Source organism: uncultured Shewanella sp. (assembly GCF_947501665.1).
Classification (GTDB): Bacteria; Pseudomonadota; Gammaproteobacteria; order Enterobacterales; family Shewanellaceae; genus Shewanella.
The window spans coordinates 15,049-40,818 of sequence record NZ_CANMWS010000023.1; the positions used below are offsets into that span (position 1 = coordinate 15,049).

A 25,770-nucleotide genomic window follows, 5' to 3' on the forward strand; every position below is an offset into this window, starting at 1 on the left:
CTCCAATTTATCCTTATTGGGCACTGATAGAATAGGAATACATTACAAAAAACACATTCCTGCTCCCCGATAGGTTTGAAAATGCTGCTCAATGGCCCCATTGCGAATACCATAGAGCGTGGTAAACCGCTCACTTATCTCGCCTGCTTTCCCGTGGCGAAAAAACACACTGTCACCTAAGGACAAGGCTATCTTTTTTGAAACATCAGCTTGATAACATAAAGGCGTTTGCACTTCCCCTGCCCCTTCATTGGCGTCCAGTGACAAGCCTTTTGGTAAATGCGGAACAGGTAACCTCAGTTTATCTGCAGCGCCTGAGGCTACATAGCCACCACCTGCGCATGTCACTCGACTCGATTGAGGTTGCCTCACCACTTCAAGCGCAAATCCCGCAGCAGGAGACAAAGACAAATGGTCATAATAGTCAAACAAATGGGGACAGAAAAAGCCTGAGCCTATGGTCATTTCAGTCACACTGGGATCTTGTGAAGTAGACAATAATGAGCCCGTACCACCGCCATTGACAAAGTCGAGTTGTGCACCCGCTTGCGTTAACGCTGTGACCACCTCTTGCCGACGCTTAGCCACTTTGGGAATGCTGACGCGTTTTAACCAGCGCACCGCAACACTTTTACAATATTGCCCCGGCACGCGATCCCCTAAACCTGCAATTTGCGCCTCATACCCCATCACACCGATGAGATGAACCCCATTTTTATGTTTAATGTGTTGGTATAACGATAAGGCGTTTTCCACACTATTAATGGGAGAACGATGGACACCAAAGTGCAAGCCTGGCAAAGATAAAGACACATCTATATCCATACACACCGAAAAGCACATTCCAGACGCTTGGGCTATTTCATCAAGAAGCAGCACATGTTCAAGCGCATCCACCATGAGCACAATACGCCGCCCTTTTTTCACCCAAGGTACCAAGGAAGCAATGGCCGCTTTTTGCATAGACGGATACGCCACTAATAAATCGTCCAATCCATGCTCAGCTAAAAATGCCGCCTCATTGGGATGAAAACACATCACCCCTTGTAATTTGTCTGTGTTAGTCAACAGATAATGCAACATAGGGACACTGCGAATGGATTTAGACGCAATGCGCACTGACTTATCCTTCGCAAGCACCAACAATGCCACAATATTCTCATCCAGCTTATTCAAATCCACATAAGCCAAAGGTAAAGCCGCCTCATTCAGCGCTTGACGGTAATCCGTCAAGTCACTATTTTGTGAGGCGTTAAGCGGCTTAGCCGAAAACCGCTCCGCTTTCATCACTCGAGTTAAAATAGCCAATTGACCCCCAATGCCAATGAGTTAATGGAGGTTTCAACATTTCCTGAGATCTCAGCGCTATCAACAATCAAGGATCCTTGAGAAATATCCCGATTAAAACTAAAGGTATGCTGGTAACCCAGATCAAAAAACAAGGTCTCACTGAATGCATAGCTGGCACCAACAGAAACGGCATAAAAATCACCAAAGGCAAAGTCTAGCGATACCGTGTCATCTGGCACGGGCGTTGTCTCATAAGCCATGCCTGTACGTAACATCCAATTTGGCGTTAATTGAAAACCCACTCCCGCCGCTAAACGGTAACTGTCATCCCAATTTTGTGCGGTAGAAAAACCGCCACCGTTGTCCAGTTCAATGTCTAATGTTTCAAAACGACTCCAACGAAACCAGCTCGCTGTCGCTTGTACATGCCAGTCTTCATTGAGTTGATAAACACCACTGAGATCTAAGGTTTCAGGGGTGACTAACTCAACCGAGCCTCCTTCAACCCGTGAAGTCAACATAGGCTCAATCATACCCACTATGGCTGGGGCACTGATGGTAGCATCACCGGTTAGTGTATGGCTGATTTTACTGCGGTAATTCAAGCCGACTCGCGTGTCAAAGTCCAGCTGATACAAGACCCCTAAGGTATAACCAAAAGCCAAATCATCTCCAGTCATTTTGACATTGCCATCATCGGTATAAGTTCCAGAGCTGTCCAGTCCTGCACACAACTGCGAGGGCATTCCAGAAGCCACACCCAACTGACAAATCCCTGAGCTGTTGATCTGATTTTGGATTTCCGCCTCAATATATTGTGAATTAACCCCAAAACCGACACTCCATTTTGCAGAAATACGATAAGACGCCATCAAGCCTAAATTCACACTAGTAATATCCGATTTCAAACTAAAATACCGCCCCACAAAATCAGTATCGAACTCTGAGCCACTGGAGTAAGGCACATTGAGGCTAGCGCCTAAATGCCAACTGGGGGATAACTGATAGCTGAAATACACCGACGGGATCAAAAAACTTTCATCGAGATTAACCTGTTCTTGCCCTTGAATGGCACTGGCCATGGAGGCCGATGAGGCATCAAAACTGTTACCCGACATCGTCACTTCGGTTTGGGTATAAACACCACTTAAGTTACCCACCAGCTGCATACCGTCAAGGCGAACCATGCCTGCTGGATTATAAAACACGGTACTGGCATCGCTGGCATCAGCCGCGCCGCCAGAAAACGCATCACCGAGTCGTTTAGCACTTTGCTCATCAATATAATAACCTTGTGCTAACGCTTGAGATGCCGTGCCCAATGACAAGATACTCATGCCTGTTAGCAATATTGTGGGTAGCATAAAAGCCTGCTTCACTCGCATCGCACATGCCGTCATCATGTGTCTTTGTTTTTCATTTTTATCACTGCGCTGAAGGGCGGTTTTATGGGGTAATTGATTAACACTCAATGTCCACTTTTTAAATGACCCTAATCCATTCATTTGCATTTCTCCAAATTGAGGAGGTGCATTTAAAAGCATCACCACTTTTGCCTTTATTCATTTAACGGGTTGATTAACCAATACCTAATATATGGACTGTAAAGTCATGCAAGGCTTTTATTAAATAAAGTAATGACTTTGATATTTTTAAATAAACCCTCATTATTATTATTGTAAGTACTATGATAATTAACTTAACAAAAAACACTATTAATCATCTCGTTAATTAAAAAGCGACTGTTTATGCTATTCACTCTTTAAATGACTTAAATAACATATCAACAAATATTCATAAAATGCATTACCCTTTTATACTAAAACAAAAGAGAAAGTGCATTAAAGAGACATATCCAAATAATAGATAAATTCAAATCAATCCATTTCACTTAAAAAGACCCAATCGATATTCCAGGGTCAGATTAATGTTTGTTATACCCGTGACACTTCAAGCTGCAAAATTCAGCTGGAATGAAAAGCCTTTTAGACAAGGTCATTAATTGCGCCTGCATAAATGACATTTCCATCATCCTTGATGTTCAGTAACACAGTATAAAAGGCCTTGAATTAGGCACTTTTACAGGCTCTGAAAACAGGCATCTTCAAGTATCACGGGTATATGTACTATATAACTTGGCTCATAAACAATAAGTATTCATTGTTTATGAGCCAGAAAAGTGGGGATCCCTCAGTCCCCGTGATATAGCTAAATCAATATAAAATGAAATACTCAGCTGGAAATGTCACGGGGTAATCAGAGTTAAGACAAGCTCAAATTAACCGCTTCAAGTGGTTTAGCTATCGACAGCATCCCCCAGCATTAATCCATACCAAATAAATCACGGGTATAGACTTTATCTTGTACATCCAGCAATTCTTCATCCATACGGTTCGAGACAATCACATCAGACATGGCCTTAAAGTCAGACAATGATGCGATGACCTCAGAGTTGAAAAACGTTGCATCCTCCATGAGTGGTTCATAAATAACCACATTAATCCCTTTTGCCTTAATACGTTTCATTATCCCCAGTATGGAAGAAGCCCTGAAATTATCCGAACCCGATTTCATAATGAGCCGATAAACCCCAACAATGGCCGGCTGTTTATTGATCACTGACTGGGCAACAAAATCTTTTCGAGTGACATTCGCCTCAACAATCGCTCGAATTAAGTTATTAGGGACATCTTCATAATTCGCTAATAATTGCTTAGTGTCTTTAGGTAAACAATATCCGCCAAATCCAAAGGAAGGGTTATGGTAATAATCACCAATACGTGGGTCGAGCCCGACACCGTCAATAATTTGTTTCGATGATAAATGGTGTGTTTCTGCATAAGTATCTAATTCATTAAAATAAGCCACACGCATCGCTAAATACGTGTTTGAAAATAACTTCACAGCCTCAGCTTCGGTAGGATCGGTAAATAAAACAGGAATATCTTGCTTCAGTGCCCCGTCAATTAATAAATCTGCAAAAATGCGTGCTCTTTTTGAACGCTCACCCACAATAATGCGAGAAGGGTATAAATTATCATAGACCGCTTTTCCCTCCCGTAAAAACTCTGGAGAAAAAATAATATTCTCATGCCCAGTTTCAGCTATCAGCCTTTGCGTAAACCCAACAGGTACAGTGGATTTAATAATAATCACAGCACTGGGATTAATCGTGATAATGTCATTCACCACAGACTCGACCAAATGGGTATCAAAATAATTACTATCGGGATCATAATTTGTGGGGGTCGCCACAATAATATAATCCGCCTCTTTAAAGGCAAGCTGATTATTTTGTGTCGCCCATAAATCAAGTGAATGAGTCGCTAAGTATTGCTCTGCTTCATCATCTTTAATTGGGGACACTCTATCATTGACTAAATCAACTTTACGTTGATCAATATCATAAGCAATCACTTGGTTGTACTGTGCTAAAACAATTGCATTTGATAATCCAACGTACCCTATTCCAGCAATCGCAATTTTCATAAAACGTTATTCCATTTCATCATGTCGAAAAAATTGAAGACGGCTTACTTTTCAGATCTTTCTTTAAAGATTAATCTAAGTAACAACAACTAACTATTTGTTAAACATGCAATACATGCAAGTAGATATCAAGTGCCTTGTTAGGGTCATTTATGTGACAAAACCATAACTTTGGATAATATATACCCAAGTGAAATGAAGATGCAATATTGATTTAGCTGTAGTTGTTAATTAAGCCATTTTTTGTCATGATATCCCTTCAATTTGGTTGTATTTCAAAACGTCATGAAAATATCCATTATCGGTGTCGGTGCTATAGGCGGTTATATTGCCGCTAACTTATTAAAATGTCAGCAATATAAAGTCCAATTATTGGTCAAACCCTCCAGTGCTTTACTCACATCGACCCACTTGTCTGTCGCCGGTCTCACTGAACTCACAACGCCCACAGATGAAATCATCACCGATATCAATCAAATGAATGGTGATGTTATTTTTATAACTACAAAATCAACAAGTAATGACACATTATTTGCATCTCTTCGTCATCTAAAAAATAAAATTTTTATCATTTTGCAAAATGGGATAGGTGTAGAAGATTTGTTAGCCCAGCACGTCGATGACAGTAATACCATTATCGGGGCCATTTCAAATATTAAACTCACCAAAGGGGAGGCAATCGGCCAAGTCATATTACACAGTGACTTTTGTAATATTGTTTATGCAACCAGCCATAACCCTGCCCCCAAAAATCCCTCGCAACAAAAACGGTTATTATCATTACCCGCATTATTCCACACCACTTTTAGAGATGTTCATTGCTTAAAAAACATCTATCAGGTGCGCTTTCCAAAGCTCATGATCAATATTGCTTGTAATGCCGCCTCCATCATTGACAACCAAACCTTATATGGATTATCTCAAAGCCAAACGAGTCGACAAATGATCCATTTATTATCAGAAGAAGTACGCCAAGTCAGTCAATACTACAATGTTGAAATAAAAGCGAATATGATGACTGATATCGTCAACAGCTTTAATGCTACTCAATATAAAAATGTTTATTTTAGTATGAAACAAGACTTTGACTTAGGCTTGCCGCTTGAAATGAAAAATGTGTTTTATCATTTTATTGAGCTGGCGACTCAAGCCAATATTCCCACTCCCACCACGAACAGTGCCCTCTTTAAAATAAACACGCTACTCAACCACAGAGAAAATGCAAAAAAATAACCCCTATCGCGTTATTATTCCCCGTGGAGGCATGTCAGAAGCAAGCACTCTCTTTCATCGACATAATGGCAACGCTCGCTCAATATTCTCACTCCTTATATCGCCCTCCCAAACAAAATGACTAATACATAAGATAATTAATGGCAAAAAGAGTCATCCTTAACAATACTTGAACTAAGGTTCAGCACCACCAGTCAAGTCAATAAATGGATTTCGTTGAGAGGGATGCTTATGCAACAAACCAGCCTGAATGTCTTGTTACTTCCAATGCACCTTCTCTACGTATTTTTTCAAGGTATTCGGCAAGCGAGCTGCCCCCCCCCATTGAAGACTCTGCTCTTAAAGCGACTCTTCTCCCTTAACACCTTACCCAAAGCACTAAAGACATTATTACTACTCGGGTTAATTTGTCTGGCGCCTCACACTCAAGGGAAAGAGAATATTGATTTACTCATTGTTGTGGAGCCAAATGTTTTTGCAGAAAATAATCCAGAGCGGCTATCACGAGAAAGTTTGCAAGCCGCCATAGAGCAGCAACTTAACACTGCCAACGCCCTGTACAATCTCGCCAACATCCACTATTCACTTGTGGCGATTCTTGACTGGGAAGACAACGCTGTTTCTCAACAATTAAGCCAAGGGGATGACTATCAGCAAGCGCTAAGCCATCTGATGTCAGCGATAAGTGATCCTACAGATTCATTCAACACAGCAGATCTAAGGGCAAAAACGTATTTACAACAATTCTTTGCTGACAAACTTATTTTTATTACCCAAGAGCACGATCTCAGTGTCGAGCCCTTTGGTAAAGCATTTTATCAAGCAGGGATCAGTGTCCATGCGCCAGCTTTAATGACCATGCCCAGTGTGCTCGCCCACTTACTGGGTCATACCTTAGCCCTTGAGCATCCCAGCACTGACATTTGCCAATCAATTGCACTGGTTATGTGCAGTCCATATGGTTCCCGCTTGTCACTGTCTATCAATGATATGACATGGTTAGGCCGCTTAGTCAAAGGCCAGGATATCCCCGTTAAAGCCCATTTTGACAACCGATTATACCTGGGTGCATTGTCGCCAGCCATGCCAAAAATAGCCAGAATTCAACTTCAAATTCAACAATCTCAGCTATCCAATCAGCAGCGCCATACACAAGCCATTTTACAATTAATTAATGATGCAGGCGAACGTCAGCCACTTGAACAAGACACCTCTGTTGAGCTCTTCACTCGTTCTGGCACAGCCGTTGCCGCTTATCACTATCCGGCATCATTTTATCAACGCATTGTGTTTTTAGCAGGGGAAACACAAAAAAAAATCAGTTTAGAAATTCAACCAAGCAGTCAATACGCCAATTTCAGTATCGGGACGCGCTATGGCCTCATGGTGGAAGATAGCAACGTCCAACAAGTGAATATCATTGGAGACATCAGCAATACAGGCCCCAGTGCGCCAACAGAGCCGGTAGATCCCACCAAAGAAATGAACCCTAACCCTAACCCGTCAGCCCCCATTATTGACAATGACAGTAATAATAACAGTGGCGATAATAGCAATACCGATAATGTTAGCAGTACCAAAGACGATGCAAGCTCAATTGCATATCTATCATTATTAATACTATTAATCTTTGTATTTATTAAAAAAATAGAACAAAAAAAGCCACCCAATAAATGAAGTGGCTTTCACAATCATCCCGATTAAGATTACTTCAATGGCTGATCTTTTGCGGCAAATTGATTCATAATAGTATTAATGGTCAATTGCGCACCATGGGCTATTTTATCAGACAGTTTTTTCTTTAATTTATACTGTACCTTAAAGACACTGCGCTCATTCGCCAGCTTCATTATCACATCATCACTGGTGGCTATTTCATCAATCAAGCCCAATTCAATGGCTTGTTGCCCATACCAATGCTCACCTGTCGCGACCTTATCAAGATCCAGCTCAGGGCGGTATTTAGCAATAAAGCTTTTAAACAGCACATGGGTTTCTTGCAGCTCTTCTTTAAACTTTTCACGGGCTTCATCGGTATTTTCACCGAAAATCGTGAGTGTCCGTTTAAAGTCTCCAGCAGTATGCTGCTCATAATCAATTTTATGCTTTTTCAGTAATCGATTAAAATTAGGAACTTGTGCTATCACACCAATGGAGCCTACAATCGCAAAAGGCGCGGCATAGACGGTATTTGCCACACAAGCCATCATATAGCCACCACTGGCAGCCACTTTATCAATACAAATCGATAACGGAATACCGGCTTGTCGAATTCTATCCAGTTGGCTTGCCGCTAGACCATAACCATGCACCATACCGCCGCCACTTTCCACATTAACTAACACTTCATCATGACTCGTTGCAATGGCCAGTACTGCACTGATCTCTTCGCGTAATGAGCTCACTTCATTAGCATCAATACTGCCTTTAAAGTTGATCACAAATGTTTTAGGCTCCACGGTCGGCTCACTGACTGACTTTTCCGCTTTATCCTTTTCTTTTTGTGCCTCTTTGAGCTGTTTTTCATAAGCCTTAAACTGCTTTTTAGACATCAAGTCTTCATTCAAATAATGCTTAAGCTTTTTAAGTTCATCAGACATATTTGTCAAACTTAACTCGCCTTTACCACTTTTTTGCTTCACTGCTGAGCCTAAAATCACCAACACAACTGCTAAAATGGCAATCACTAAAGTGACTGTTTTAGCAAAAAACAATCCATACTCGTATAAAAATTCCACTATATGCTCCGAATTAACCTGCGAAAAAGCGATATACCTAAGTGAGCAAAAGACCAAACTGTCATATGACTTAAATATACCATCATGATACTGATCTCAACGCCACTATTGTAACAGCCTAAACAGCAATAAAAAAACCCGACGATGCCGGGTTTTTAAAATAATTTATCGAGAATTAGTTACAAGCTTGAACCAAATCAGGATTAGTCACATTAATGGTTGCATCACCCGTTGCAGCCGTGCTGGCAAACGTCACCACTTCAGCTTGCATTTCAGCGGTTGCCGCTAATGCATACCCATCGGTAATGCCGTCTTTCTCACTTGGATCAACCACTGAACTGTGATGACCTTTGATGAAACGTACAACACCTGAACCCACTTTAGCACTGTCCACACACGTCAACCCTAGTGTACTGATCAGAGGCTCAGTACCTGATAACGGGAAGCTCTCTACCTGATTAGGTAAAACTTGATCCGCTAAGTTTCCTGCGCCATCACCCACCACTTCAAGTAATTGAACCGGTAACTGAGTTGCCACTAATGTGCTAGCCAAGTTAATAGGGTCGATACTGTCAACCGCCGTTTGCACAGCAAAAGCAAAGGTAGGAATAAAGGCTTCATATACCGCATTAACAACAGCGGTATACTCAGGCGTATCTGCAGCAAAACTATTTACATTCGCTTCTTCAACTAGTGCGATAAAAGCAGGATCGGTTATCACAGTCTGATAAAGAGCTGGTGCAAAAGTGGCTGAACCAACAAAACTGCCAGCCAGGCCGCCCGATGGCGCAATGAGTGAAGCGGCATTTAACGCATAAGGATTCACCGCCACTTGCTCATTCGTACTTGGGTCAATCATTCCAGAGTTGGCATAAGCGGCCATATTCGTGCCCACAATGCCTCCAAGGCTTAATCCTTGCAAGCTAATATTATTAGCATCAAAGAGTTGTGCCTGCTCGTTATTAGCCAGCTCCATGGCAAGGCCGGTTAAACCTAAACGTAAGGCTAAGTTATCCACAATGGCTTGGCGGAAGTTATCGCGGGCGGTTAAGCTACTACCCACGTTGACAAACGCTAAGGTGCTGCCATTAACAAACGCATCAGGCTTTCCAATCACAGCGCCGTAACTCTCATCCGTGGCACTGACATCGTAAACGCCATCACCATTAGCATCAAAAGAACGCTCACCATGTAAAGGCATATCAATTGCCACCGTTGCCACACCTGCAGCGGCATAACTACCCGCGGTGGACAACATCATTTCTTTACCGCCACCTAGACCATGCATCATAATGGTTGTCGGCCAGCCTGTTGCAGGCATAGTGAAATCGCCTTTGCCTTGTAATGTGTAGAGCTCCGCCATTTTGGTCACATTCGGCAAGGTAATTTGCACATTCACCGTTTCATAAGCCGTAATCGCTGGCACTGGATTATATTGGGTTAAATGTTTTACAGGATCAACAGGGGTATTATCATCTAACAACCAAGTTTGACCCACTAACAAAGCAGGGTTCGTTAAGGCTGCGGTTCCATCGATACCATAAGCACTGGCTTGGGTAATGAAATGACTCTTACTTAATGTGCCTGCCTCAATCGCGGCTAATACAGCAACAGGACTGTCACCCAAGGCTGTCCAATACCCATTAACGGCAGGGTTTAAATCGCCATCTAAACATTTCACCGATGAACATTGGCTATAAATGGGTAATTTCAACGACATGCTATAGACATCCGTTGCATCAGCCACTAAATACGACACACCATCTGCTGCATTTAAGCCTAATGCTTGGGCAACGGTATAACCTTTAGGTGCAAAATCAGACAATTCAGGTTGATAAGGGTTATCCGTTGTTGCATTCACCATCAAGAGTTTCGTGGTTTCAATAACAGGGGCAACTGATTGCGTGGTAAACAGCGCCGAATAAGTTATAGTACTGGCATCTACACCATGACTTGCCGCCATCCCCTTTTCATAACTATTAATGAGATATTGTAACGTCAGTTGGGTTGGTGACGCTAAAGGATTGACATCAATATCGAGCTTTAACGAAGTATAGGTTTTTGATGCTGAAACCGATTGACCTGAAGAGTCTTCAATTGAACTGGTCAGAGCATAAAGGTAAGACTGCTGCGCTTTGAGGGGTTTCAGCGGCACGATAACAATTTGATCGCCAGACACACTCGTTATAAAGTCCACACCAAATTCAAGTTCATCGCCCACTTCACACGCCGACAAGGTTGCCGCATCTTTACATTCGTCTTTTTGAGACAATGCGCCACCCGCGACGGCTTCAAACATGCGCACAGCGCTTGGTTGAACAACAGATGACGCCATTAATGTTAATGGGTTACCATCGGCATCATTTTCTAAATTCACACTGATAGCAATGGGCGCGGTGGTTGACCAACCATCTAATGCCCCCAAAGCAATAGCAGGATCGGTATAATCACCTGTGTCTTCACCAGGGACATTTAATGTTCCATCCACGGTGCCACTGAACACTAAATCATTAGGCAATGCAAAATCGGCCGTGGCCGGATCAAAGACAATACTTGACCAAGGTTGTAAGGATTCTGTTTTCTCTGTCACTTCATCGCTGCTGTCTTCTCCACAAGCCGTAAGCCCAAAGGTTGACGCTATCGCGACACTTAACATAAGTTTTTTCATTCTGAATTCCCAAATCTTGTTGTAATAATTTTATTTTCCGAAGGAAATTAGCCACAAAAGTCTGTAAAATATGGCTATATTGCACTGAGTCAATCTTATACTCAGTAAAAGAGAATTAGAATTTAACGTAAAATCATTGAATTGGCTACATTTTTGTTACTATCTTTTAGTATTATACAATAATAATCTTATTCAAACGTTTTAAACAGTTGTTTATTTAGGCGATCGTGGCAGACACCATCCGCTTTAGACTCACTAGGAAAAATGGACCTATGTTGGAATATCAAGCAAGAAAAGATTTACTGATGAACAAAACCATTCTTGTGACGGGCGCAGGCGATGGCATTGGCCGCACTGCCGCTATTACATTTGCCGCCCATGGCGCCACAGTCATCTTATTGGGCCGCACGGTCAAGAAACTCGAAGCTGTTTATGATGAAATAGAACAAGCAGGTTATCCAAAACCAGCCATTATTCCGCTTGATCTCAAAGGCGCCTCAGAACAAAACTACAACGATATGGCGGACACCATAGAAGAGCAATTCGGTCATTTAGATGGACTGCTTCACAATGCCAGCTTACTCGGCATTTTAGGGCCTTTTGAGCAAATTTCAATGAGTTCCATTGAAGAAGTCATGCAAGTGAACTTATATGCAAAACTGATGATGACAAAAGCCCTATTGCCTGCCATGAAAAAAGCCCCCCATGCCTCTATTTTATTAACCTCAAGCAGTGTGGGTCGTAAAGGCCGCGCATTTTGGGGCGAATACTCAATATCAAAATTTGCCACAGAAGGCTTTATGCAGCTACTGGCTCATGAGTATGAAGACACCACAATACGCGTCAATACCATCAATCCTGGCGCCACACGAACAGAGATGCGTGCCACGGCCTACCCTGCTGAAAACCCAGACACCCTTAATACGCCTGAAGATATCATGCCTACCTACCTCTATTTAATGGGCGATGATTCCACAGCCATAACAGGTCAGCAATTGAACGCTCAATAACTCATGCCATAAAGAAAGTCATAAAGAGAGCCGCTGTCGACTCACGGGGATCCCTCCCCAATGTGAGTCAGTTCACTCAAATCCCTTTCATGAAAACCAAAACCACCGCTGAATGCCATATCAGCAGTAGCGGTGGTTTTAGCTAAAATTACATCAATTAACGATGGGGGTCTTAGTTAATCTTTTTTTGACATTACCTCCACTCGACTTAAGTCAAAACTTGAGCCAGTTCACTCAAACACTTTCAATAACGGTAAAACCAATAAAAATAGGCCATAAAAAACCACCGCTGAATGTCATATCAGAAGCGGTGGCTTTGGTTTAAATTGCATCAATTAACGATGAGGAGATTGGTTAATGTATATTAACGCTTACCATCTAAATTAAATATTAAACTTTTTGAATAACGCTGCCAAACATTTCACCATAAGAAAAACATCCCATCAATAACATGATTATCAATGAAACTATAAACAAAAAAGTATCAAATGAATCCATCGTTCTAATAGGGATAGACATATCTAGCCCAAAGACCTTTGAAACTAAATATATTGTAATATTCAACATAAGAACAAACAGAATGATGAAAACATATAAAATCAGTTTTCGATAACAACGGGCTTTGGGTGTTCTGGCATCATCTAAATGTATTCGCTGCATGGCATCCTTCATAAAATAAAAAACCACCGCTGAATGTCATATCAGAAACGGTGGTTTTTGTTGAAATTACATCAATTAATGATGAGGAGATTGGTTAATTTTAATCACTTTCAACAACCTTAATAAACTTCTGGTGCCAATATTCAGAGTTAACTTCTTTAGAAATAGACTTAATGAGATCTGTATTGTTACCATCTGGAAATTGCACACCCAATAATAGGTCATTTTCAAAACAATGAGCATCAAATGATTTTCTTTTCAACAATTCAAAAAATACATTTATTACAATGCCTTTAAACAAAAGATTTATTTCATCAGGTTCCATTTCTGCTTCATAAAATAAATCAAAATTTTCGTCAAGAAAATCGTTGATATTTTCAAAGCATTCAAAGTGAGGCCAGATATAGTCCCATTCACAGGCTGTTAACTCACAATAATCATCAGGGATGATAGAGCCTTTGTTATCAATAAGTAAATCAGAATTATCTTTAATGAATGATGACATTTTCTCATTTATTTTAGCTAAGCTCTCTCTTGTTGAGTAAGCTAATCCAAAATCTACAAAACCAGAAGATGGATATAAAACAAAAGCATATATTCTGTCCTTACTCAAGGAAGATGTGAAGTCTTCTACTATTTTTTGTAGCGATTGTTGACATGCAGCTAACAACTGCTCTGATAACTCATTTTTGATATTCAGTATATTCATTTCATTACCTAGATTTTGAAATATCATCCCACTCTTTTAATACTTTAATCATTCCCTGCCTATCTCCTTTTACCTTTAGTAACTTCTCATAAAGCTGTGTTTGAGGATATATACCATGTTGGCCTTTAACATTAGGCGCCCAAGTCAAATTATGTTTAGACAATTCAGGATCAATATTCACTTCTCTTAAAAGCTCTCTATTTCTTTCCCCCACAGAACGACCACCCTTTTTCTCTACTTTATGATGTGCATGCGGCTTACGCATCTCACCTTTAGGTATAGAAGTTCCAGAAATTTCAGAATAATATTTTTTCCAGTTATCCCCAAAAATATTTTTTCCTTTTTTAATAGAACCATGATGTATTATATCTCTAATATTTTCATCACTGATACCACTTTGCTGCATAGATTTCTTCCATTTAGCAAAAGTACTACTCGTGACCTCATCAGCAAAGCTTTGTGTTAATTCTTCAAACTTAGCAGTAGGCAACTTATTCGATTGTTTATTATCACTAGACTTATCTGACTTAGACCCACTACCAGATTGATTTGAAACACCTTTATTACTTTTTGTTTGCCCCCCCCCAGGCTTGTAACTTGATATATCTCCATTTTCAATTAAAGCCATGGCATAAGTCATTTCATTAATCACATTTTGACCAATGCCATTCTTTTTCATTTGTGCAAGAACACCTTTTAGCATTCCAGCACCAGTTTTATTAATGATTGAATCAGTGACATAATCTTGTGCAAACTGCTTAATTACGTCAATTTTTTTCTCTTCCGATGCAGTTTTATAATCTTCAACAAAAATGATAACTTTCTGTATATCTTGATAAACGTTATATGCATTCCAAGCCATTACAGCAAAAGGTAATAAAAATAATGCATTATTTTCAGCAGCATTAGCACCTGCATCCGCTGCAATATTCACATCGGCATTGGCCACAAAGGCTCCCAATGCCGCTCCTATTTTAGCAAGATCAGTACCTGTTTTTCTTAATTTTTCAAGAGCTTTATATTGCTTCTCAATTAATTGTTCTTCAGCTAACCTTAAATCAGGATCTTGAATTAAACCTAATTCTTGAAATGCATTCTCAACTTCCGTTATTTTATTATCATATTCTGTTTGACTCTTATAAATATCCCCAATTACCTCACCGACCACAGCGCCACCTGCGCCGGATACACAACTGATTTTATTTTTCTTATCGCTGCCATGCACATTGGCCGTGGCTAAGCCGATACCACAGCCTAAGGCAGCGTGTGACATATAGCGTACTAGCTGATTAATATCCTTGTCTTTGGCTAGTTGACCTATCTCCTTCGCCATACTTCTGCCGAGTTGATTAATGGCATCTTGCTGCAAGTTTTGAACAAATTGATCGCCAAAATCACTTAAATGACCATGGGAAAAAATGGTATTGATCCCCGCATTCACCGTCGCGTGAGTCACCATTTGCGTGGCTTGATTGGCTAATTGAATGCCAGTATTGACCTCTTTAACAACTTTACCATCTTTAATAACTTCTTGTGTGGCATCAAAGAAATCCATACCACCGACATATTCCAGTGCTCCGGCAGTTGCCATAGTCATAGCTAGATTTTTAATGCTATCGTGACTAGTCAACCCTTTTACCGCAGTCGACAAACTATCACCATTAGCAAGACTCATTACCGTTTGTGTCGCAATCGCTTGCATACCCGCATTAACAGCTGCGACCATAGCTACTTCTAGCGGCGCGGCGGCTGCTGCAGCCGCTAAAGCAGCTGGCCCCATCGCCACAGACATCGCAATGGCGATCACCGCCATGGCGGCAGGGCTTAGGCTACTGGTTTTATCATGCTCGTGAATGTTAAGCAGTTCTTGATAGTTGGTTTCTATGTTGTCGCGATACTCAGGATCGTTATAAAGATCCGCCATCCATGACAAGCCTTGAGTTTTGCTGAACTCATTGAGAATGTCATCTAAGGTTATGTCCTCATTTTGACCCAGCTCGATGCTTAAGCCATGAGTCGCATGAATTTTGACGCCACCGACGATATTGTTATACACCGCAGTGTCTACTTTATTGTTAATGGTTTCGGTCTTTATTTTCCACATGCCTTCTTTGACACGGTTCATGAAGTAGTGATCTTGCTCTTTAGCAAGCAATAAATTCACCGCGCCGTCATTGGCAGTGATTTGGGTACCGTCACCGGATTTAATGTCTGTGGCTCTAAGGGTAATATCACCAAAATCTGAGGCGATGAGCACGCCTTTACCCGCCTCTAACGCCGAGCGAATGGCAATGGTTTGAAACTCTTGCTCTTGCAGGGTAACGTTACCGACTTTACCCTGGCGGCTTTGTTGAAACTCATCAAACTCGTTGGTGATGTAAATGCCTTGATCGGCCAAAATTTCAATCACGCCTTGATCGGCGGTTAAGGTTGAGGCATTAATTTGAATAACGCCTGAGGCCATCAAATAAATGCTGTCTTTGGCACTGAGGACAGAGGCAGTATGGCTGACCACCGACTGCTCTGTGTCATAGCCACCCACTTTATCATTGCGCACATAGCTGGTTTGTTGACTGACAATGGCAATATTGCCATCGGCCATTAGCGTTATTGACCCTGTTTTACTGTCGACCTTACCGCCTTGAATGATGATGTCATTCATGCTGCGAATGCTAATATTGCCGTTCGCATTAACGCTAGCAATGGGCCCTAAACGGGTACCTTGCTCATAAGGCGTTGCATAGCGGTGCACCATGGTTTTTTGCAGATACTGATTGGCCACGATGTTAACATTCTGCTTGGCCGATATCGTGCCAGACAGGTTTTGCAGTGTGCCACCCACCAGTAGATTGAGATCCCCAGACGCCACCACAGTGGCATTAGGCTTAACGGTAAAGTCACCTAAGGTTTTAATAAAAGTGTTACGTGCACTATAAAGTTTACCCGCATTCACTGTGACGCTATTAAAAGTGGCCTGACTGCCGCCAATGCGGACTTCATGACTGGACAGCATTAAGTCTTTAACATTTTGGGTAGGCAGATGCACGATAGGCACTAACACCCACTGACCGTTGATTTTACGTCGCTCGGGCCAAATAAGGTTTTTGTTATAACTGTTCACTTGGCTTTGGGTCAGCTTGTCGCCAAACTTAATGCCCCATTTGATGGCGGATTTGCTTTTACTAAAGGTGAAGGCAGCATTGTACAAGTCATTAATTTGAACCGCCTCAGTGGCATAGGCTTCACTGAGTAAATTACGATTCAGCAAGTTAAACACTTGTGAGCGAATGAGCCGCGACTGAACAAATTCATCACCAATGAGCTTAGGCACACCAAAATGCGGAATGATGATGGTGATATCCCCCGTCATGATAGGGATCATGCTAGGGGCTGGCAATGCCCATTTATTGTGTTTTAGCAACTTTTGCTGAAAGCTGGCAATGTGTTGCGAGGCGGCTTTTTTACCTACCTCCACATAATTGGCGCGCTGGTAGAGGTGCTTGTCGCCTTTGGCACGCTCAAATTGGGCGCTGCTGCTGACATCGCCTTGCAGTTGGCTGTCGGTAATAATTTGCGCCGCCGAGGCCACGCCGGGCACGATAATTTGCGCTAACATCACAAAGGTGACTAGGTACGCTGTGAAGCGCTGCCAAAGCGTTTTTGGCTGTTCAGTTGAGGGTGCCTCTTGCTGAGCCTGTTGGGCTTTTTGCGCCCCAGTCAATTGCTGCTGCATTTGCCCTAAAGAAAAAGAATTGGATATGGGTAAACCAACAAATTGGCGCAACAAATTGGCGGCAGGGCTCACCACCCTGCGCGGTTTAAAAAATGCTTTCATTAATTTAATTCACTTATTTTGGCAAATGTTTCATGAGATCTTTGGTTGTTAAGGTATGGAAGCCAGATGCTGTAAGTAGTTGATTAACTTTACCCTGATTGTTAGGAGCAATACGAAAATAATTAGCACTTTGATTAAAATGTACTTGTACATTTTTATAGTTTTCAATACCGATAGTTTTGATATGCTTATTCTTTTTAGGTAAAAATTTATCAAATTTTATGTGATATTTCTTTTTAGTCCGAGCAACATAAGATTCCCATAGTTTTTTAGCTTCTATGCTAAATTCAGGCTGCAATGATAAAGGTAACTTCTTTACATAAGCTTCACTTGCTAATCTAATCTCTTTATTGGTATAGCCAGAACTCCCCCATTCCCGATTATCCAAATCCTCACTTACAAGTTCATCGATACTCTTTGAAAATTGACTGACTTTACAACTTTTGCCAAACGCAATATCAGCACCACGTAATAATTCAAATAAATTCCCATTAAGTTTAGGTTTACACTTTCTCAAATCACCTTTGATATAATGTTCATCGACTTGAGAAGATTTAACTTCTGTATAATCATATTCACTTTTCTTAACAAATAAACTGGCTAAGTAATCTTTAACTAAACGACTCTTTTTGGCATCTAATACATTAATGTTGCCAATTTCCAAATCTGCAAAAGAAGGACTGTTCTTATTTACGCCATACACATTACCGTGGAATGCCGTTAAAGTTTCTGCCTCTGCTAAAGTCGTGACTATTTCATCTTCACAATTACGATACCGTAAACATTCTCGCACTCCCGTTAATGGAACAATGTCAGTAACTTTAGATAACTCCAAACCAAAGCTATTAAATTGTGTTTTTCTAAAATGACTATTTTGAAATACTTCAAAATAAGAGAACTCATTAATAAAATGACCTTTCCCTTTTATTGATTTAAGCTTATTTCCTATATGGAGATCACCAAAACTATAAAAACGCGCAGGGGGAGAATAAGCAATAATTTTTGTCACAACCCCCTCTTCTGATTCATTTTCCTCTTTCGGATTAGCAGGATCATAAAGCAATTGCTTAAACGCATAAGATTCAGCTTGCAGCCGATAACGCTCATTACTAAATTTTGCAGTATCAATAGTCACTCTACCTGCTTGATTCAATCCCAAAATAGCTGAAGCATTCAATACATAGATATCCGCTTTTAAATCCAGTTGATTTTCTACCTGAATGGATACTTGCTGCGCTTGCCGATTATCGACTCTAATACCAGCACTCCACTCTTTTTTGTTAGATTGTTCGAGTGAATAAGGGTTAATATTTTCAATAGCTTTAGCCTGAATGGCCAGCTTATTGGCTAAAATATGCGCCGATACTTGTTTATTGACCTTACCCGTTTTTTCATTGACATCATAAAAAATACCAAACTTTAGCGCCGTTGGATCCTTCGTTAATGGTAAGGCTTTTAAACTGCCATCAGAGTAAGCTTCTCGCTGACTACGAGAACCATTAACCACAAAGCCTTTATTAGATTTAAGCGCCATGTTAGTGGCTTTTAGTCTGCCGCCAAAACTGTTGTGAATATTATAGGTAGTTTCAATATTAAGGATGCCTGCGGTGATCTTAGCATTGTTGATCATTCGCTTGGCGGCAATATCCACTTGATTGTCGGCTTGGATAAAGCCTTGTTGTCTCACATCTGTAATGGCCATGAATTTAGCATCATGGGTGATGACTTTTGCTGAGGTGGTGAACTTAATATCCTTTGAGGATTTAATGCTGAGCAGATTATCTGAGATGAGTTGACCTCGCAGCTCGACACCTTGATGCAGTTCTCCCCCTTTCTTATTGGTCAATGTGTTGGATGCCGCAATGGTTTGCAAATAAATGCCTTCATTGGGAGCATAGAACTGGCCATTGTGGGTACTGGTGGCTAATATATCTGATGCCGTATTGAGCTTAGTGTTTTTCGCAATGACGATTTTTTTGGGGCTGGCAATGGCAATACTGGCCGCCTTTAGATTGCCGCCCACAGTATGACTGCTCGCGCTTTCCTTCGCCGCTTTAATGGCTAAATCATCATAATTGATTGTCAATAGCCCGCTATAGAGGTTAATGCCACCAGAGCCAACAATTTTATTGCCCTTAGGGTGAACAATGTAACCGCCTTGCGGGTGGCTATCGGCACGTAGGTTTAAATCAAGCACACCTGCTGTGGTGATATTATCCGCCAATAATTCTAGAGACAAAATTCCCGGCGCCGATAATTTATTCACCTTAATGGTGCCACCAGCGCGCGCGGATAATTGACCGACCTTGCCCTTTTTAAGCATGTCTTCTGGCTTGCTTCCCATTGTCGCAACCGCCATAGTGACACGATTAATATTGTCAAAACCACAATTTGTACAAGTAATGGTTTGTTTGGCTCCTTTCACCAGCAGCAGAATATCAGCGGGTTGACCGACAATTTTAATGTCTTGCTCTAAAACCATTTTAGTCGCTTCGATGACAATGGTTTTCGCGGGGGCTTGAGCATTGAAAGCCCCCTTTGCACCGCCACCATTGAAAATCACTAAAGGTTTTTTCGATACCGAAAATTCACCGAATTTATTGTAAGAGACCCCTTTTTTAGGCGCTGCAGGTACCAGCATATCTTGCTGAGTATTAGAGTGCTGAATAAGTTTGCCCTTAATCTTACCAACAGCTTGAAGATCAAAGGTCGAGGCATTGACCGAACACACCGACATAATACTGATGCACAAGCTCAAGTGCACCATGCTCTTAACCATGCTCTCAATTGGAGCCACCACCGAATTAACCATTCGATTCACACCACCTCGCCGATATAAATGTCGGCGAGTATTAACAAATAACAACATAAAAAACCTTCATTGGTTTAAAAAATAAAACACAAGGAAGGAAAATCGAGGCCATCACATTTGCATACAGGTATTTTTGGCAACCTAATGCGGCAACCTCATGCGGCAGACAATCGATAGGGCAATCTCAGATCACTGTCCTTGTGTGCTTTTACGTTTTAGAAAACGCTTTTTCACTCCGTTGGCTTAACCTCATCACTAAAACTAACAGCCAAAACATTAAGCGCTTGAACTCAACGCTTAGATTCTAGCTGACACTCACTGAATAGAGGAGCAATCTCAAAACTGCCAACGGTGACATAAGCTCAACTAAACATTAACCTACACGAATAATTTTTGGTTTATCGTGAGCACAGTCTTTATCACTGTAATAAATAACCGTTTTTTTACCTGTGGCGAAGGCGGTTAATAAACGAGATAAGACTTGATGACGACGATCCGCAGGCACATTATCCGCAATAGCAAAATAATCTTTGCCTTTGCATATTGATTTTTCGGGCATGTTATCCAATTTCACCAAAATACGATCGCTGTTGGTGTAGGTGAATACATGGGTCACCACCCCCACTTTATGCCCCGCATTCACCCCAAAAGCACAACATAGCCCCAAGGCGATGACACTGGCTTTAAGTAAGTTTTTGACACGCTTGACTAAGCAAGTATTCGCTAAAAGCGCTTGTATTTTTTTAACAACTGAGACGTTCATGTTTACCTTTTTTACAATTTTAACAGGACAGATCCAACCTTAAGCAACAAATGTTAACTTTAGGTTTTAAAGGGGTTGGATAATAGCGGCTAATGAAACACTTGCAATCGCACAACTTATTAAGTGACTGTTTTTATAGCAAAACAAGACTAATGTCTAAGGTGGTAATGATCATGAAAAAGAAAAGGGAAAGGATGATCCTAAGCGAGTAAGAAGAGCGGTTATCACATCAAGGGATAACCGCTGTCACTGCCATGAGTATCATAAGTGTACTCACGCTAAAAATACATGACTTCAACGTATATTATTTCCATGTATAGCTGAGGCTTTTATCTCCCACAGTAATGCGGCCATAATATTGAAACTGCCATTCTTTCCAATTCCATGTGTAGCTTTCTTTATAACTTGATGCACGGATCAGATCCACAAAGGCGCTGTAACTGCCATGGGTTTGTGCATTACCCACATAACTGCCCCACATTTGTCTGCCTCTGTCACCTTTACAGCTGTAGATACCGTTGCTCTTATCAGTACAGTCTCGAAACATGGCCACATAACTGTCTCCTTTGCGGCCGACGAGCCAGCGACCTTCTTGTTGCCACTCATCAAACTCACTCTCGGGCCAATAGACATTGACTTTAGTGCTGATCTCACCCAAACCAAAAGTATTGGCTAAACTTAACTCCGTATTGGGCCAGTATAAAATAAGGGCTAAATTATCTTGCTGTAACACTTTAGGCAAATGCGTATTGGCTGTATATGGACGGTAAGTCGACCAATCATCGACATTCCCCGATAACGGCCACACCGCAATATCATCAGCCACTGCGACCATTGGCCATTGCTGATAACCATAATAACCCCCCCAATAATTATCCATGGAGCTTAACGCCGAACCTCCCTGTTTATACAGATTTAATCTCGCCCCGGTCAGCACAGAGCTGCGGCTAAATGTGGCCCCTATAGTTGCTGCAGTATCTGCAAACCATTGCAGTGCATTAGGAATACCCGCGAAATTTTTAAAGGCTTCATGCTCAGAGAGATCATAGTGATTAATCGCCCATAATGTATCTTCTGCTACTGAAGGTGCAAAATAGCCCCCCATGCTCCATTGAAATACCGCTCTGTCTTCACGATTAAGTTCACTGTTTAAGGTAAAGCTTTCACTTAACGAATGACTGTTAACAAACTGCCCCGAGAACTGCGTTTGCCATGAATCAAGGACTGGCCTCATATCCAAGGCACTCGTTGCCAGAAAGCTGACATCCATCCCCGGATTTGGTGGCACACTGCCCTTCCCTGTGAGTAAATAAATTAACCCATGATTACCTGGATTGCGATAATGCTCGGTATAGGCGCGGCCCGTTGTCGGCGCATAGGTGCCCGCCTCAGTGGTAAAGAGTAGGAACTGCTTTAATAATTTTTGTGCCGCTAATGAAGCTTGCGCTTTGATCTCACTGTCTATGGCAAAGTCCGCTAGATTAAGGAGTCCTGCTAAGGTAAATTTATAATACACCGGTGAATTAAATTCATAAAAGCCGTGAGTGACTTTTAAGTCTAAATAATGCCTTAATCTTTGCTCTAAATTTGCCGTAGGCAAACGACCAAAATGCTCATGTAATAACCATTCACTGGACATCCACATGATCATATGATTTTCCGACCAGTACTGATATTGGGTCTCGCCTTGACTGATCCAATAAGGAAAATGTTCAATGCCCGATAATATACGTTCATCATATTGATCGGAATTGAGTAAAATACGAATGAGTTTTATCAAGCTAAAGTCAGGAATACGAGCCGTTTGTACGTTAGCTATAATATCATCAACCATGGCCGTATTTTCTATGCCTTGATAGCTTAGCGCCAGCATATTGTCATGATTAGGTGAGACTGTAGATTGGGTGAGTATTTCATCCACTCGATGTTGGTAACTCGACAAATCCAGCGCGTTAACCACTGGCGACAACATCACAACAAGCAACAAATAAAAACAATGAAGCGGTTTCATTAAACGTCCTCCTGACATTAAAAAGGGTGAGCTAAAGGTTCAAAACAACTTTGATTACGCTATCATTAAGCCAATGCTCATTACGCTAACCTGCTTTTAATGTCACAAAAGCATCCGTTAATGTTCTGCTATGCTGTGCTATTTCCCCTTAAGAGCGCCCATTAAAAAAGCCAGTGACATGCTGTCACTGGCTTGTTAGTCCACTTTTATTCAATAGCTTATCAATGCCTTATTTTAACAGATTGACAAAACTGACTATGACAATAGCCATGCTCTTCATCAAGTAGATGTTCAGTCAATCGAACATAAATAAGTCATGAATTCTTCATTAACTGCCCCTCTAATCTAGGGGCTTATAGGCTTGATTGAGCGAATAATGGCAACCTGTAAAACAACTAATATAACAGCTAATATGACATAGAGTATGACATTGAGTGTGTCCTTTACGCGCCGGCTGCCAATACGGCGATTAATTCGGCCTCATCGATAATTTTCACGCCTAAATCTTGGGCTTTAGTCAACTTTGATCCTGCCGCTTCACCCGCCACTAAACAATCGGTCTTTTTCGACACACTGCCAGCGACTTTTGCACCAAGCGCTTGTAGCTGAGCTTTCGCATCAGTCCGGTTCAATTGATTTAGCGTGCCCGTTAGGACCCAAGTTTGCCCTTTCAACGACAAGGCCACATCATCGACGGCTTCAATAGCAGGCCAGCTAACACCCGCCTCGATGAGTTTATCGATGACTTCGACATTATGAGGCTGGCTGAAAAAGTGCACTAAGTGTTGGGCCACGATTCCCCCCACATCTTCAACTTCAATTAACGCCTCCACAGCGGCGGCTTTTAGAGCATCTAAGGTTTTAAAATGTGCGGCCAAATTGGCCGCAGTGGCTTCACCCACTTCACGAATACCTAAAGCATATAAGAAGCGAGCAAAGGTGGTTTGTTTGGCATCATTAATAGCACTCACCAGTTTGGTTGCCGATTTCACGCCCATTCTGTCCAGCATAGTCATGGCCGATGCTGACACATGAAATAAGTCGGCAGGGCTTTGCACTAATTCTTTATCGATAAGCTGTTCAACCACTTTGTCGCCCATACCATCAATATTGAGCGCCTTACGTGACGCAAAATGTTTAATGGCTTCTTTACGCTGAGCTTCACAAAATAAGCCCCCAGTACAGCGGGCCACCGCTTCTCCTTCAATACGTTCAATGTCACTGTCACATACAGGACATGCTGTCGGGAAGACGATGTCTTGAAGCTCAGCCTCTTGCGGTTCATTTTCTTGTGACTCATTCTCTTTTAGCTTAGCGGCGCGATTTTCAAGTACAACGGCCACAATTTGTGGAATGACATCACCCGCACGGCGAATAATCACACTGTCACCCACTTTCACATCCAAGCGGGCAATTTCATCGGCATTATGTAAAGTCGCATTAGAGACAGTCACACCGCCCACAAAGACAGGCTTTAACCTTGCAACCGGTGTGATCGCACCGGTGCGACCTACTTGAAAGTCCACGCCTTCTAATCGGGTCATCTCTTCTTGAGCCGGAAATTTAAACGCTGTCGCCCAACGAGGGGCTTTCGCCACAAAGCCTAAATCCAATTGAGCATCAATGTCGTTGACTTTAATCACCATGCCATCGATTTCAAATCCCAATTTATCCCGGCGACTCAAAATATCGCTGTAGTAATCCAACACCGCTTTAGGGCTGTCACATAATGCCACTTCACGGCTAACGGGAACACCCCAACTTTTTAACTGTTCAAGTTGGGCAAAATGTGTGTTTGCTAAACCCCACGTCGCGGGCTCTACTACCCCAAGGGCATAGGCATAAAAAGAAAGCGCCCGACTGGCAGTCACTTTGCTGTCAAGTTGTCTCAAACTCCCTGCCGCCGCATTACGAGGGTTAACAAACAGTTTTTCCCCTTTTGCCTTGGCTTTTTCATTGAGGGCATCAAACGCCGCTTGAGGCATAATCACTTCACCCCGAACTTCTAATAAAGGCGGAAAATCATCCCCTCTCAAGCTTAAGGGGATAGCCTTAATGGTGCGCACATTCTCGGTAATGTCTTCACCTACTAAACCATCACCTCGCGTAGCAGCCCGTTCAAAGAGACCGTTTCGATACACAATACTCACCGCTAAGCCATCCAACTTAGGCTCACAACAATAAGTTAATGCTTTACCTACTCTGTCTGTCAGGCGTTTATTAAAGGCATCAAACTCGATTTCGTTAAACACATTATCTAAGCTCAACATCCGTTTTAAATGCGTAATTTGATCAAACTTGAGCAGCGCTTCTCCACCTACGCGCTGTGTAGGCGAGTCTTCAAAACGATACTCGGGGTGAGCTTGTTCTAATAATGTTAATTGCTTAATTAAACGATCGTACTCAGCATCTGGAATACTAGGGTTATCATCCACATAATAACGGTAATTATGAGCATTGATTAATTGTGTCAATGCCGCTATTTCAGTTTGTACTGAGTTCATTAAATTCAATCCCAAAAATAAATCAGGCTGTGCTTATCGCACAGCCTC

At 41.7% G+C, this 25,770-nt stretch carries 14 protein-coding genes; 3 read left to right on the plus strand and 11 right to left on the minus strand.

What is annotated here, in order from left to right:
* Nucleotides 1-42 precede the first annotated feature (42 nt).
* The 3 genes from Q0976_RS17345 to Q0976_RS17355 form a co-directional block, all read right to left on the minus strand.
* Nucleotides 43-1,308, minus strand: a complete 1,266-nt coding sequence (locus tag Q0976_RS17345; RefSeq protein WP_299495132.1) for an amino acid deaminase/aldolase — start codon at nt 1,306-1,308, stop codon at nt 43-45.
* The gene (locus tag Q0976_RS17350; RefSeq protein WP_299495189.1) at nt 1,296-2,834 is read right to left on the minus strand and encodes an outer membrane protein transport protein; all 1,539 of its coding nucleotides are present in this window, start codon (nt 2,832-2,834) and stop codon (nt 1,296-1,298) included. The genes Q0976_RS17345 and Q0976_RS17350 overlap by 13 nt, the downstream gene beginning before the upstream one ends.
* A gap of 778 nt (nt 2,835-3,612) precedes the next feature.
* Nucleotides 3,613-4,779 (minus strand): nucleotide sugar dehydrogenase, encoded by a 1,167-nt coding sequence (locus tag Q0976_RS17355; RefSeq protein WP_299495133.1) that lies wholly within the window; start codon nt 4,777-4,779, stop codon nt 3,613-3,615.
* 285 nt (nt 4,780-5,064) lie between these two features.
* On the opposite strand from Q0976_RS17355, the gene Q0976_RS17360 reads away from it, so the two are divergent.
* Complete coding sequence (locus tag Q0976_RS17360) at nt 5,065-6,012, plus strand: 2-dehydropantoate 2-reductase N-terminal domain-containing protein (RefSeq protein ID WP_299495134.1); 948 nt, start codon at nt 5,065-5,067, stop codon at nt 6,010-6,012.
* A 231-nt stretch (nt 6,013-6,243) separates the two neighbouring features.
* On the plus strand, nt 6,244-7,689 hold the full coding sequence (locus tag Q0976_RS17365; protein WP_299495135.1) for a hypothetical protein: 1,446 nt from the start codon (nt 6,244-6,246) through the stop codon (nt 7,687-7,689).
* 29 nt (nt 7,690-7,718) lie between these two features.
* Here the strand turns inward: Q0976_RS17365 and sohB are convergent, their stop codons facing one another.
* Together sohB and Q0976_RS17375 are read right to left on the minus strand one after the other, a co-directional pair.
* Complete coding sequence (gene sohB, locus Q0976_RS17370; protein ID WP_299495136.1) at nt 7,719-8,750, minus strand: protease SohB; 1,032 nt, start codon at nt 8,748-8,750, stop codon at nt 7,719-7,721.
* Between the two features lie 175 nt (nt 8,751-8,925).
* Nucleotides 8,926-11,418 (minus strand): VolA/Pla-1 family phospholipase, encoded by a 2,493-nt coding sequence (locus tag Q0976_RS17375; RefSeq protein ID WP_299495137.1) that lies wholly within the window; start codon nt 11,416-11,418, stop codon nt 8,926-8,928.
* Nucleotides 11,419-11,690: 272 nt separating this feature from the next.
* On the opposite strand from Q0976_RS17375, the gene Q0976_RS17380 reads away from it, so the two are divergent.
* The gene (locus Q0976_RS17380; RefSeq protein WP_299495190.1) at nt 11,691-12,428 is read left to right on the plus strand and encodes a YciK family oxidoreductase; all 738 of its coding nucleotides are present in this window, start codon (nt 11,691-11,693) and stop codon (nt 12,426-12,428) included.
* 760 nt (nt 12,429-13,188) lie between these two features.
* On the opposite strand, the gene Q0976_RS17385 is transcribed toward Q0976_RS17380, so the two are convergent.
* From Q0976_RS17385 to ligA, 6 genes are all read right to left on the minus strand, one after another.
* Entirely contained in the window at nt 13,189-13,797 is a 609-nt protein-coding gene (locus Q0976_RS17385) for a hypothetical protein (RefSeq protein ID WP_299495138.1), read from the minus strand.
* A gap of 4 nt (nt 13,798-13,801) precedes the next feature.
* On the minus strand, nt 13,802-17,632 hold the full coding sequence (locus Q0976_RS17390) for a hypothetical protein (protein WP_299495139.1): 3,831 nt from the start codon (nt 17,630-17,632) through the stop codon (nt 13,802-13,804).
* A 13-nt stretch (nt 17,633-17,645) separates the two neighbouring features.
* On the minus strand, nt 17,646-20,501 hold the full coding sequence (locus Q0976_RS17395) for a hypothetical protein (RefSeq protein ID WP_299495140.1): 2,856 nt from the start codon (nt 20,499-20,501) through the stop codon (nt 17,646-17,648).
* 316 nt (nt 20,502-20,817) lie between these two features.
* The gene (locus Q0976_RS17400; RefSeq protein WP_299495141.1) at nt 20,818-21,207 is read right to left on the minus strand and encodes a hypothetical protein; all 390 of its coding nucleotides are present in this window, start codon (nt 21,205-21,207) and stop codon (nt 20,818-20,820) included.
* A gap of 304 nt (nt 21,208-21,511) precedes the next feature.
* A complete protein-coding gene (locus Q0976_RS17405; RefSeq protein ID WP_299495142.1) occupies nt 21,512-23,218 on the minus strand; it encodes a hypothetical protein in 1,707 nt (568 codons plus the stop codon).
* A gap of 443 nt (nt 23,219-23,661) precedes the next feature.
* Entirely contained in the window at nt 23,662-25,722 is a 2,061-nt protein-coding gene (ligA, locus tag Q0976_RS17410) for an NAD-dependent DNA ligase LigA (protein WP_299495143.1), read from the minus strand.
* Nucleotides 25,723-25,770 lie beyond the last annotated feature (48 nt).

What these genes read in the sequence shown, in the direction of transcription:
- Q0976_RS17350 (WP_299495189.1), bottom strand. Translation starts at nt 2,834, where the DNA reads ATGCTTTTAAATGCACCTCCTCAATTTGGAGAAATGCAAATGAATGGA.
- Q0976_RS17355 (WP_299495133.1), bottom strand. Translation starts at nt 4,779, where the DNA reads ATGAAAATTGCGATTGCTGGAATAGGGTACGTTGGATTATCAAATGCA.
- Q0976_RS17360 (WP_299495134.1), top strand. Translation starts at nt 5,065, where the DNA reads ATGAAAATATCCATTATCGGTGTCGGTGCTATAGGCGGTTATATTGCC.
- Q0976_RS17365 (WP_299495135.1), top strand. Translation starts at nt 6,244, where the DNA reads ATGCAACAAACCAGCCTGAATGTCTTGTTACTTCCAATGCACCTTCTC.
- Q0976_RS17375 (WP_299495137.1), bottom strand. Translation starts at nt 11,418, where the DNA reads ATGAAAAAACTTATGTTAAGTGTCGCGATAGCGTCAACCTTTGGGCTT.
- Q0976_RS17380 (WP_299495190.1), top strand. Translation starts at nt 11,691, where the DNA reads ATGTTGGAATATCAAGCAAGAAAAGATTTACTGATGAACAAAACCATT.
- Q0976_RS17385 (WP_299495138.1), bottom strand. Translation starts at nt 13,797, where the DNA reads ATGAATATACTGAATATCAAAAATGAGTTATCAGAGCAGTTGTTAGCT.
- Q0976_RS17390 (WP_299495139.1), bottom strand. Translation starts at nt 17,632, where the DNA reads ATGAAAGCATTTTTTAAACCGCGCAGGGTGGTGAGCCCTGCCGCCAAT.
- Q0976_RS17395 (WP_299495140.1), bottom strand. Translation starts at nt 20,501, where the DNA reads ATGTTGTTATTTGTTAATACTCGCCGACATTTATATCGGCGAGGTGGT.
- Q0976_RS17400 (WP_299495141.1), bottom strand. Translation starts at nt 21,207, where the DNA reads ATGAACGTCTCAGTTGTTAAAAAAATACAAGCGCTTTTAGCGAATACT.
- Q0976_RS17405 (WP_299495142.1), bottom strand. Translation starts at nt 23,218, where the DNA reads ATGAAACCGCTTCATTGTTTTTATTTGTTGCTTGTTGTGATGTTGTCG.
- ligA (WP_299495143.1), bottom strand. Translation starts at nt 25,722, where the DNA reads ATGAACTCAGTACAAACTGAAATAGCGGCATTGACACAATTAATCAAT.